Source organism: Paenisporosarcina sp. TG20 (genome assembly GCF_000286315.1).
Classification (GTDB): Bacteria; Bacillota; Bacilli; order Bacillales_A; family Planococcaceae; genus Paenisporosarcina.
Map to the genome: position 1 here is coordinate 1 of NZ_ALJG01000231.1, position 11,907 is coordinate 11,907.

At 37.8% G+C, this 11,907-nt stretch carries 11 protein-coding genes and 1 pseudogene; all 12 read left to right on the plus strand.

Annotated elements, in window-relative coordinates:
- Positions 1–173 precede the first annotated feature (173 nt).
- Positions 174–1,265, plus strand: coding sequence for a sugar diacid recognition domain-containing protein (locus B371_RS0105355; RefSeq protein WP_019413275.1), 1,092 nt, complete (start codon positions 174–176; stop codon positions 1,263–1,265).
- Between the two features lie 151 nt (positions 1,266–1,416).
- Positions 1,417–2,829, plus strand: a complete 1,413-nt coding sequence (locus B371_RS0105360) for an FAD-binding oxidoreductase (RefSeq protein WP_019413276.1) — start codon at positions 1,417–1,419, stop codon at positions 2,827–2,829.
- Entirely contained in the window at positions 2,822–4,162 is a 1,341-nt protein-coding gene (locus tag B371_RS0105365; protein ID WP_019413277.1) for a (Fe-S)-binding protein, read from the plus strand. Before B371_RS0105360 ends, B371_RS0105365 begins: the two co-directional genes overlap by 8 nt.
- Positions 4,155–5,192: a DctP family TRAP transporter solute-binding subunit gene (locus B371_RS0105370; RefSeq protein WP_019413278.1), complete on the plus strand. Its 1,038-nt coding sequence runs from the start codon at positions 4,155–4,157 to the stop codon at positions 5,190–5,192. The genes B371_RS0105365 and B371_RS0105370 overlap by 8 nt, the downstream gene beginning before the upstream one ends.
- A 12-nt stretch (positions 5,193–5,204) precedes the next feature.
- Entirely contained in the window at positions 5,205–5,699 is a 495-nt protein-coding gene (locus B371_RS0105375) for a TRAP transporter small permease (RefSeq protein WP_019413279.1), read from the plus strand.
- Positions 5,696–7,021, plus strand: coding sequence for a TRAP transporter large permease (locus B371_RS0105380; RefSeq protein WP_019413280.1), 1,326 nt, complete (start codon positions 5,696–5,698; stop codon positions 7,019–7,021). Before B371_RS0105375 ends, B371_RS0105380 begins: the two co-directional genes overlap by 4 nt.
- A gap of 12 nt (positions 7,022–7,033) precedes the next feature.
- Entirely contained in the window at positions 7,034–7,780 is a 747-nt protein-coding gene (locus tag B371_RS0105385; RefSeq protein ID WP_019413281.1) for an SDR family NAD(P)-dependent oxidoreductase, read from the plus strand.
- Positions 7,773–8,252, plus strand: coding sequence for a PCC domain-containing protein (locus B371_RS0105390; protein ID WP_019413282.1), 480 nt, complete (start codon positions 7,773–7,775; stop codon positions 8,250–8,252). The genes B371_RS0105385 and B371_RS0105390 overlap by 8 nt, the downstream gene beginning before the upstream one ends.
- Before the next feature lie 7 nt (positions 8,253–8,259).
- Positions 8,260–9,741: a class I adenylate-forming enzyme family protein gene (locus B371_RS0105395; protein ID WP_019413283.1), complete on the plus strand. Its 1,482-nt coding sequence runs from the start codon at positions 8,260–8,262 to the stop codon at positions 9,739–9,741.
- Positions 9,738–10,871, plus strand: coding sequence for a beta-ketoacyl synthase N-terminal-like domain-containing protein (locus B371_RS0105400; protein ID WP_019413284.1), 1,134 nt, complete (start codon positions 9,738–9,740; stop codon positions 10,869–10,871). The genes B371_RS0105395 and B371_RS0105400 overlap by 4 nt, the downstream gene beginning before the upstream one ends.
- 4 nt (positions 10,872–10,875) lie before the next feature.
- Entirely contained in the window at positions 10,876–11,175 is a 300-nt protein-coding gene (locus B371_RS0105405; RefSeq protein ID WP_019413285.1) for a Zn-ribbon domain-containing OB-fold protein, read from the plus strand.
- A 404-nt stretch (positions 11,176–11,579) separates the two neighbouring features.
- Positions 11,580–11,885: pseudogene (locus B371_RS0105410) on the plus strand (aminopeptidase P family N-terminal domain-containing protein); the annotation flags it as partial.
- Positions 11,886–11,907: the final 22 nt, after the last annotated feature.

The following is an 11,907-nucleotide window of genomic DNA, read 5'->3' on the forward strand; positions in this document are numbered from 1 at the left end:
GTTTGTCTACAGTCTTTTTTATATGGTCTAGATTAGCCAAATATACTTTAGTGATTAAATCTCAATCCTCTAGTAATGAATGATTTAATAGGTAAATTACATTAAATTGCATTGTTGTTGCCTCTAAGTTCATGTATAGTCGAAATAATAAAAAAGTTTAGGGAGGTGAAGGGATGTTTAATTTTCAAGTTTTGGCAAATAAAATTGTTATCGAACTTTCTTCACTTATGGATCAAAGCGTTATTGTGACTGATAAAAATGGATTTATTATAGCCAGTACGGATGCATCTAGAATAAATATGTATCATGAAGGTGCGTTTATTGCAATGAAGAGTAGACAAGAACTTCACATGACTGTAGATATGTGTAAAACTTTAAAAGGAGTACGTCCCGGAATGGTGATGCCAATCGTTATCTCAGATAGTTCGATCGGTGTCATTGGAATAACAGGGAAACCGTCTGAAGTAGAAAAATACGCTAAATTGGTACGAAAAGTAGTGGAACTTTTCATCACTGACTTTATGTTGCGGGAGGAACGTGAGCGTAGTTTTAGAGATGTCGAATTTTTTATACTGGATCTATTTACTAAAGAAACACCAATCAATTCAATTGAAGAACGGGGTAAACTACTTAATATTGACATGACAATCTACTCCCGTGTATGTATCATTCAAACATTCCGTCCACTTGAAATCAGTGAAATTGAAAACATTTTACGAATTCAATCCCTCCATCCGGAAATAAAGATTATACGCTGGGGAATGGAAAAAATAGTTTTGTTATTACCAGAAATTAATAAAAGTGAACTACAACGCGGATTAGAAAACTTGTCTGTTAAACTTACAAAAATGGTTAAACATCAAGTTAATATTGGCATAGGAGAACAAAAAGAGTTTTACCAACTTAAAGACTCTTTTCATCAAGCTGAAGTGGCAATCACATTCGCGAATGGTCAAAGCAAAATCATTTTTGAAGAAGATTTGAAACTAGAATTACTTTATTACCTAATCCCATCAAAAACTCGTGATGAATTTTTACGTCGAACAATTACTCCGATTTTGGAATCAGAAGATCTGCTCTACACTCTTGCAGTATGGCTACGAATGAAAGGAACACTACAAGAAATAGCGGATGAACTGCATATACATAAAAACACACTGAAATACAGACTCCAAAAAGTAGAACAACTCCTCAATGTGGACTTCTCAGACAAAAATGACTTGGCTCTAATATATACAGCAATTGGATTATATACAAATAAATGATTAAATGCTCTTCAGTTGGAGGGTATTTTTGTCTTTTTGGACAATAAACTCAATTGAATTCTGTTAAAATCTGTTTATAAATATATATATTCATAACAATCAGAATAGTATTATACTTGTAAGCGGTTCCAATGTGAGGTGGGTTGAACAAATGGAGGAAGAAACTAAAAGAAAATTTATTAATATCGTCGGTGTAAAACATGTCAAACTTACTCAAGCACAACTGCTTGCTTATTCATACGATGCAACAGCGAACTTTCAAGCTAAAGCTGATCTCGTTATCTCTCCAAAAGATACAGAAGAAATCGTAGAAATAGTTAAACTTTGTGCTATGGAACGTATACCTATTGTATCGCGAGGGTCAGGTACGAACCTAGCAGCTGGCACCGTTCCAACTCAGGGAGGGATTATCTTACTGTTTAATCGTATGAATCAGATCAAGGAACTTGATAAAGAAAACTTGATGATTACGGTTCAACCCGGTGTTATTACTCAAGAAATTAGCAACTATGTTGAAGAGCATGGATTCTTTTATCCACCTGACCCAAGCTCTATGAAAATTTCAACTATCGGTGGGAATGTCAGTGAAAACTCAGGTGGGTTACGCGGATTGAAATATGGGGTTACTAAAGATTATGTTAAGGCACTCACCGTCGTTCTTCCAGATGGTTCCATTGTGAAAACAGGTGGAAAACTTGCTAAAGACGTTGCAGGATATGATTTGACATCATTACTTGTTGGTTCTGAAGGCACACTTGGAATTATTTGTGAAATCACCCTTAAAATCATTCCTCTTCCAATTCATAAAAAGACAGGTATTGCATACTTCCATTCATTAGAAGATGCAGCTGAAACCGTATCTGCGATTATTGAGAGTAAAATCATTCCGGTTACACTTGAATTTATGGACCGTGGAACGATGGATGCTGTTGAAGAATTTATGGGACTTGGGTTACCAGAGGATGCGGAAGCAATGCTTTTGATGGAACAAGATGGTGACATTGAACTTGTTGAAAGAGATTTACAGACCATGATTAAGATTGCTATTGAAAAAGGGGCTAAAGCCACTGCAATCGCAGCTTCTACAGAAGAAGCTGATTTGTTGAAAACAGGAAGACGATCAGCACTGTCAGCCCTCTCAAGGAAAAGACCTACAACTATTCTAGAAGATGCAACCGTACCACGATCCGAAATTGCGAACATGGTCCGGGCTATACAAGCAATTGCTATAAAGCATAATGTACAAATAAGTACATTTGGACACGCAGGAGATGGTAATTTACATCCTACTTGTTTGACCGATATAAGAAACCACGAAGAAATGAGACGTGTGGAACAAGCACTTGCTGAAATTTTCGAAGTAGCTATTTCTCTCGGAGGTACTATTACGGGCGAACATGGTGTGGGAGAAATGAAAGCTCCTTATTTGGAATGGAAGCTTGGGGAAAGTGGCATTCAACTGATGAAGCAAATTAAACAAGCTATTGATCCACTTAATATCATGAATCCTGGAAAAATATTTGCCAAGGAAACTAAGCCTAGGCTGGTGATTCAAAATGGTTAGTGAATTGCAGCAACGAATGCAAGAAAGTTTTGTTGAACACGTTAATGAAGAATATATCATGGACTGCATGCGTTGTGGATTTTGTTTACCTGCTTGCCCTACTTATATGGCAACAGACCAAGATGAAACCCATTCTCCAAGAGGACGAATTGCCCTCATGAAAGCCATGAGAGATGGTGATGTTGTATGGGATGGTTCGATAGAAGAAGCATTTGATGTCTGTCTAGGTTGCAGGGCATGTGAGCCTGCTTGTCCAGCTGGTGTACAGTACGGCACGCTAATTGAAGAAACCAGGTTTGCGGTCCAGCAAGTCAAACCACAAACGATAAAAGAAAAAGGATTACGAAATGTAGCATTTAACCATTTATTCGCTGATCAAAAGAAAATGGCAACTACTATTAAATTCTTTCATTTTTATCAAAATTCTGGATTGCAAAAAATGACACGTAAAATAGGGTTTCTAGATCTTTTCCCACCTTTCATGAAAGAGATGGAGAGTGTATTGCCTAAAATCAAGTCGAAACAAAACTCTCCTGTCTCCTCTCAACCAAAATTAACAAATGTAGCGTTTTTTACTGGATGTTTAATGGACACTCTTTTCCAGGAGACAAACCGTAAAACGATTGTTTTGCTCGAACAGTTAGGGGCAAAAGTTCATATCCCAAAAGAGCAGCAATGTTGTGGAGCTCTTCATGGACATAGTGGAGAATTAGATAAAGGAATTCAAAATGCACGGGCAAATATTGATGCTTTTGATTCAGATGATTATGACTATATCGTTAACAACGCTGGAGGGTGTGGAGCCTTTCTATCGGAGTACCAAAAACATTTACAATCGGACAAACATTATAAAGATAAAGCAGCTAGATTCTCTAAGAAGTCTATAGATATCTCGTCTCTTTTTGTCAAGCTCGGTTTGAATGACCTTCTCAAAACTGGTCAATCGGACAATGAATCAATTGTGACATATCAGGACTCATGTCACTTACGAAATGTGAACCAGGTGTTTCACGAGCCTCGGACATTGCTACAGAATGCGCCAGGCTTTGAATATAAGGAACTTATAGATGCAGGGAGCTGTTGCGGGTCAGCAGGTATTTACAACTTGCTTCAACCTGAGATGGCCACGCGCATTCTTGATACAAAAATGAAGGGAGTGAAAGACCTTAAACCTACAATTATTGTGACGTCAAATCCAGGCTGTTTGATGCAAATGCAAGTAGGGATACAGCGTGAAGGATTACAAAAAGAAATGACAGCAATGCATATTGTTGATTTTCTGTTTAATGTAATGGGAAAAAATAAAATTATAGGGGTGGAACTCAATGTTTAAGAAAAAATTTAACTTTGCTGCTGCAATCGGTTTATCTACGGCTTTACTATTAAGTGCTTGTTCTTCAGAAACAACAGAACCAGTATCTGGAACTGGATCAGAACCAGAAGCACAAGAATATGATTTGAAGATGTCAGTAACGGTTTCAGAATCTTCCACATGGTATGAAGCTGCTGAAAAATTAAAAACAGACTTGGCTGAAGAAACTGACGGCCGTATTAATCTTGAACTGTTTGCAAATGAACAACTTTCAGGTGGAGATTCTGGTAAAGCAATTGAAGGATTATCCAAAGGAACCATTGATTTAACATTCAACTCGACTATCATATACTCAATTTTAGACGCTCGTTTTGGTGTGGCTAGTGCACCATTCATGTTTAAAAACTTGGATGAAGTGGATGCAGTGTTTAATGCTGAGGGCGGAGAGATGTTTAAAGAGATTTTGGCAGAAAAAGGGGTTCAATCTCTTGGTTTTGGACAAAATGGCTTCCGACAATTAACAAATAGTGTACGTGAAGTAAAATCACCTGAAGATATTAAAGGGTTAAAAATTCGTATTCCAGGAATTACAATGTATACAGATCTATACCGAGAACTTGGGACTGACCCACAAACAATGACGTTCTCAGAAGTATTTACATCATTACAGCAAGGTACGATTGACGGACAAGAAAATCCGATTGACGTCATTTACTCTGCTAAACTTCAAGAAGTACAAGATTATATTACGATGTGGAATTACTCATATGATCCACTTGTTTTAGGTATGAATAAAGAATTATACGATTCTATGAGTAAGGAAGATCAAGAATTATTTGATCGTTTAGGAAAAGAAGCTGCACAATTCCAACTAGAGTTAGCTCGTGAAAAAGAAGGAGAACAGATTGAAGAGCTTAAAGCTGCAGGTATGCAATTCTATACACCAACTGATGCAGAACTTGCGCAGTTCAATGAAGCCGTCCAACCTGTATACAGTAAATATACTGACATTTGGGGAGCAGAGTTATTAAATGCATTTAAAGGAGAGTAGGAGGAGATTGCAATGAAAGTCTTGCAATACTTGGAAGAAATTATTTTAGTATTGGCTCTAGCGGTCATGACGGTCATTTCTTTCGCAAATATCATTGCCAGGAACTTTGCGAGTATGTCCTTCTCTTTTACAGAAGAAATCACAATTAATTTGTTTGTGCTCATCACGTTTGTTGGAACGGCTGTAGGTGTGCGTCGCTATGCACACCTTAGCTTTACCTTATTGTTTGACCTAGGGGGAAGAGGATTTAAAAAGGCAATTATTGTATTTACGACACTTTCAGGATTGTTTTTATTCGGTGTATTATTCTGGTACGGTATTCAGATGATTCTATTCCAAATGGATATTGGTCAAAAGACACCGGCACTTGGTTGGCCGCAATGGATATTATCAATTTCATTGCCTTTCGGAGCTTTCCTTTGTATTATTCGAACAATCCAGGTTGGAGTCATGGAATGGCTTTCCTCAAATAAATTATCAGTTCTCAAAGGAGATGACATTCTATGATTGCCTTTCTACTATTTGGTGTCTTCTTTTTGCTAATATTCCTACGTGTACCCATCGCTATTTCACTCGGGATATCTTCTATTGTAGTATTAGTGTCGTCTAGTGGCATATACGGATTAGAAGTGGTAACGGATATAATGTATACAAGTGTTGCGAAATTCACACTTTTGGCTATTCCATTCTTCATCTTGGCTGGCGTTATCATGGAGAAAGTAGGGATTTCTAAAAGTTTAATTGATTTCGCACAATCACTAGTTGGACATTTAAAAGGTGGTATTGTCTTTGTTACGGTACTAGTTGCTGTTTTCTTTGCAGCGATATCAGGTTCTGGACCTGCAACAGTTGCGGCCATTGGGGGGATTTTAATCCCGGCAATGATGAAAAATGGATACAAGAAAGAAACTGCCGGAGCCTTGGTAGCAAGTTCGGGTGCGATTGGTATCATCATTCCACCTAGTATTGCATTTATTGTTTTTGCTGTCGTAGCAGGAGACCAAATACCGGTATCTATAAATCGGTTGTTTATGGCTGGGGTTGTCCCAGGATTACTTGTTGGAATATCTTTGATTCTTGCAGCTATGTATGTTCGTTGGAGACAAGAAAAAAGTGGCGAATTTGTACCAATGGAAGATTTAAACATACAGAAGGCCACAGGAAAAGAACGATGGAATGCATTTGTAAAAGCTCTTCCCGGCTTGATGGTTCCGGTGATTATTCTTGGAGGAATTTATGGTGGGTATTTTACCCCGACTGAAGCAGCAGTTGTCGCAGTCGTATATGGCTTGCTAGTTGGTGTGTTTACGAATACAAAAGACATAACCAAAAAGATGTATAGCATATTTTTTGAAGCTTCAATTCAAACGGCTGTTGTAATGATTATCGTAAGTGCAGCATCAGTCTTTGCTTATATTATTATTACGGAACAAATAGCTCGCGACATCTCTGGAGGGATTTTAAACCTCAGTGATAATCCGATATTTATCTTATTGCTAATTAACGTTCTATTACTCATTGCAGGAGCATTCATAGATGCAATTTCGGCATATTACATATTTGTGCCAATTCTGTTGCCAATTATGATTGCATTAGATGTTGATCCTACAGTATTCGGTGTTTTCATTACAGTAAACTTGGCAATTGGGTTGTTCACTCCACCAGTTGGATTGAACTTATATGTCGCTGCGGGAATTTCAGGTTCGAGTATTATGGAGATTTCGAAGGGAATTATCCCATTTGTAGTGGCCTCCATCATTGCGTTAATGCTTATCACGTATATACCTGCAATATCAACATTCTTACCAGATTTACTAGGAGTAAAATAAGGAGGAAATTGTATGAAATTTAAAGATGAAGTAGCGATTGTAACAGGGGCAGCAAGTGGAATTGGACAAGAAGTGGCTATTCAGTTAGCAAAAGAAGGTGCAAAAGTTGTTCTAGTTGATTTAAATACATGTGAAAAAACAATAGGTTTACTTAATGGCTCTGAGTACTTGGAATGTCTTGGCGATGTTCGGGATCCAGACTTCGTAAAAGCTGTTATTAATCGGACGATTGAGAATTTTGATGAAATTCATATACTCGTAAATAATGCAGGTACTTGTAGCAGACTCGATTTAGAAGATATGACAATCGAGATGTGGGATAGGGATTTAAATACCAATCTAAAAGCAACGTTTTTATTTTCACAAGCAGTCGTATACCCCCATATGAAAGAAGCTGGCTACGGAAGAATTGTCAACATCAGTTCGATTTCTGGTCTAAATGGTGGGGTAACTTCAGGCGAAGAGAAAAACGGGCGATCTGGTCCTGGCTATTCTGCTTCTAAAGGCGGAGTGATTGCTTTTACGAAGTGGGTAGCAAAAGAATTAGGTAAATACGGCATCACATGCAATTCAGTAGCACCCGGTGCTACTGCAACGGCAATTACAGCAGGTGTGGCATATGACACTTCTAATCAAGTAATCGACCGAATGGGTCTACCAAGTGACATCGCAAGTGCTGTTCTGTATTTCGCTTCAAAAGAATCAAGTTACACGACTTCTCAAGTATTGAAAGTCGATGGAGGTTTAAGTATTGGATAACGAAAGAATTCAAGCAGTATACGATTCACAGACACATCGTATCGCTGGTCGTTTAATGAAGGGTGTAGATTTGTTTACAGGAATTAAGGAAGTTTGCCAAAATTTTAATGTAGAAAGTGCACAATTACAGTGCTTAGGTTCATTAGAATATGCTACTTACTTGCAAATCGTCCGTGGTGACACAGAGGGAACTCTAAAATATTCAGAAAAAAAACGTTCTTCTTCTGGTGTTGAAATTTTATCAGGTACAGGATTTGTTGGCTATGGAGAAGATAGAGAGTTAGATGTTCATTTCCACGGTATGTTTATTGATTGTGACCATCAAATCTCTGGAGGACACTTTTTAAATGGTGAAAATCCAACCGCAGTTCTAATAGAATTCATACTATTTCCTTTACCAGAGATAGCATTGAAACGCGGAATCGATCCACATTGGAATATGCCATCTTTCCAATTTAAGAAAAAGGAGTGAAACTTTAATGGAAACAGTTAGTAGTTTGGCCCTGAAATCTGCCGCAGCGTATCCAGGTAAGATGGCCGTAAAAGATAAGGATCGTTCTTTCTCATATAAAGAATTTATAGAACGTGCAAAAGCTTTGGCTGCTTATTTTCACGACCTGCGGTTAGAAAAAGGAGACCGTATTGGAATATTGATGTCTAATAGGTTGGAGCATATTGAATTAGATATCGCTGTTGCGCTTTCTGGTTTGATCAAAGTGCCTCTTAATTACCGTTTGCATCCAAAAGAACATAAATATATGGTCGAAGATGCGGGACTAGCATTATTTATCGGTGACCAGGAATTGATTGACGCAATTGGTGATGAAGTTCCTTCTGTATATGTTGGGGATGATTATGAGAAAATCATTTCGGAATATAAGGGTCAAACGTTTGTGGAAGATGTGCACGAAGATGATTTGTTTGCCATTATGTATACATCCGGAACGACGGGGAATCCGAAAGGCGTCATGCTATCTCATAGAAATATAATTTCAGGAGCTTTATCACTGGCACAAGTGTGTGAAGTGGATTACACAGACATTATAGGACATGTTGCGCCTTTGACTCACGGTAGTAATTTTTTAAGTCATGTTGCTTGGTTATATGGTTCGACACAAGTGGTTTATGATAATTTCGAACCCGAAGCTTTTTTGAATTATTTATCGGAAGATCGGATATCAATTTTATTCCTAGTGCCTACAATGGTAAATTTAATGATCCAACATCCGAGCTTTGATTCGGGAAAATTATCTACAGTGAAGTCTATAAATATGGCAGGTTCACCGATTGCTGCAAGTAAACTACAAGAAGCACTTGATAAAGCAGGTTCAATATTTGTAGAAACATATGGACAGGTTGAGGCGCCAATGTGTATCACCATGATGCCACGTAATGAAATTCACAATCATCTTGAATCCTGTGGACGTCTAGGTATTTTTGTTGATGTGAAAATTGTTGATGAAGCTAACCAGGAAGTAGCAACCGGTGAAGTAGGAGAAATCATTTGTAAAGGGTCACTTGTAATGAAAGGCTATTGGAACAATGAAAAGGCTACAAGTGAAACATTGCGGGATGGATGGCTTCATACTGGGGATTTGGGTTGGTTAGATTCAGAGGGGTATATGCATATTGTAGACCGTAAAAAAGATGTGATAATTTCAGGTGGTGTAAATATTTATCCACGTGAAGTAGAAGAAGTGTTGAATTTACACACTGGGGTAAAAGAGACTTGTGTAATTGGTGTCCCAGATGATAAATGGGGAGAAAATATTGTTGCATACGTTGTTTCGAATGGCAAAAAAGAAGTAACAGTAGAATCTTTACTTTCACTATGTAAAGAAAATTTGGCAAGTTTCAAAAAACCTAAAGAAATTTTTATTGTAGAGGAATTACCAAAAAGTTCGTATGGTAAAATACTAAAACGCGAATTAATCAAGCAACATTTGGGGGTAGCTAAATGACTAAGACGTATATTCATGGAATTGGAATGACCAAGTTTGGATCATTGCCTGATTTTTCTATGAAAGACCTTTTGCTTAAAGCTTGTTCGGAAGCGTTGAAAGATGCGGGTCGACCAAAAATTGATGCTGTTTTTGTCGGAAATTTTTTAGGTGGAAGCATTTCCAATCAAGAAATTTTGGGGGCTATTGTTGCAAATGATTTAGGTTTAGGTTATGTACCATCAACGAAAGTAGAAGGTGCTTGTGCATCTGGTGGTATTGCACTTAGACAAGGAATTCTAGGGATTTTAAGTGGTGAATATGAAACTGTTTTAGTCGCTGGTGTTGAAAAAATGAAACATGCTACAACAGCAGATGTCACACAAGGCATTAACGCAGCAATGGATACAATAACGAACGAAAAAAGTGCTGGTTTGACGTTCCCAGGATTTTTCGGTGTTCTAGCGAACCGCTATTTCTACGAAACGGGTGCAACGAAAGAACACTTGGCACGCGTAGCATTGAAGAACCGTGAAAACGGGGTGAATAATCCTTTAGCACAATTTCCTAAACCTACAACATTAGAAGAAATTATGAATGCACGTATGATTACAGATCCACTTGGGCTGTTTGATTGCTCGCCGATGACAGATGGTGCAGCTGCGGTCGTGATTTCACGTAAGAAATCGCCAATACACATCCTCGCATCATCCCAAGTGTCTGGTCCAACCAAAATGCAAGATACAAAGAACTTATTGTCTATTCCAGCCATTGGTGAGTCAGGTCGCATTGCGTATGAGAAAGCGGGCTTAGGACCAAAAGACATTGATGTAGTGGAAATTCACGACTGCTTCTCAATGACCGAAATCATTGCAATTGAAGAACTAGGATTTTTCCCGAAATTAGAAGGTTGGAAAGCGGTAGAAGAAGGTAGAACCAAAGTGACAGGTGATAAACCAGTGAACACAAGTGGTGGTTTGCTATCCCGTGGACATCCAATTGGGGCAACTGGAATTGCTCAGATTTATCAGTTGGTTAGACAACTAAGAGGAAATGCCGCGAATCAAGTTAAAGAGCCTCGAATTGCACTTGCTCAAAATCTTGGTGGCACCGGTTCATATTCGACAGTTCATATTTTAGAGAGGGTGTAATTATATGAAAGTTTATGAATGCTGTGGTGTTGAAACACTAACGAAAAAGTATTTCTGTCCAGATTGTGGTGGAGAGGAATTTGCGGATAGAGAAATATCAGACTCTGGAACTGTATATAGCTTCACGAAAATTCATATTGCTCCCGCAGAATTTGCGCATATTGCCCCGTATTATGTGGTGTTGGTTGACCTCGATGAAGCCGATTGTAAAGTAACCACACGCATGCTTGAAGAAGTTAAAATTGGGGATTCAGTAACACTCGATAAACTTGAGCATGGAGCGTATATATATAGAAAAGTATAATCATGAAATTCCAAGTTTTTAAATTATCCATATCTAAGTTGAAATTTAAATGGATCGTTATTAGTTCCTCTTAATGTTATCGTGGTTGAAAACATTATCTCAGGAGGGATTAATATGATCCTTTTTCTATGCTGACTATTAAATTGATTTAAATGCAGGGAATGTATGGGATTCATATTATGCGAGGTATACATATCAGAAGAATAACGCGGCTGAAATTGTATCTTCAGCCGCGTGTATTTTGGAATGAGGGATGTTTCTTCTGTCGTTTACAAAAGAGAGTTTAAGTTTAGTTTGAAGAATAAAATGAAGGTTGCTAGTTCTTTCAATCTGCCATTATAATGAACGTATAGTTATATTTTTTGAAAGTTCGGAAAATATCGCGGGAGATGGGGGGATTTCGTGTGTCATTTGAGTTAGCAGAGTATAGAGAGAGAATTCGTAAGACAAAAGATCAAATGGAAGCTCTAGGGATTGAAGTGTTACTTATTACAAATCCCTCCAATATGAACTATTTATCAGGCTATGATGGGTGGTCATTTTATGTACATCAGATGTTAGTCATTATTCATGATGAAGATCAACCGAAATGGATTGGAAGAGGTTTAGATGAAAATGGAGCAAAAATAACGACATGGCTTGATCATGAAAATATCGTTCCTTATCCAGATGACTATGTACAATCTGATACTAAACATCCTATGGACTTTTAGACTAACATAATTAAATGGG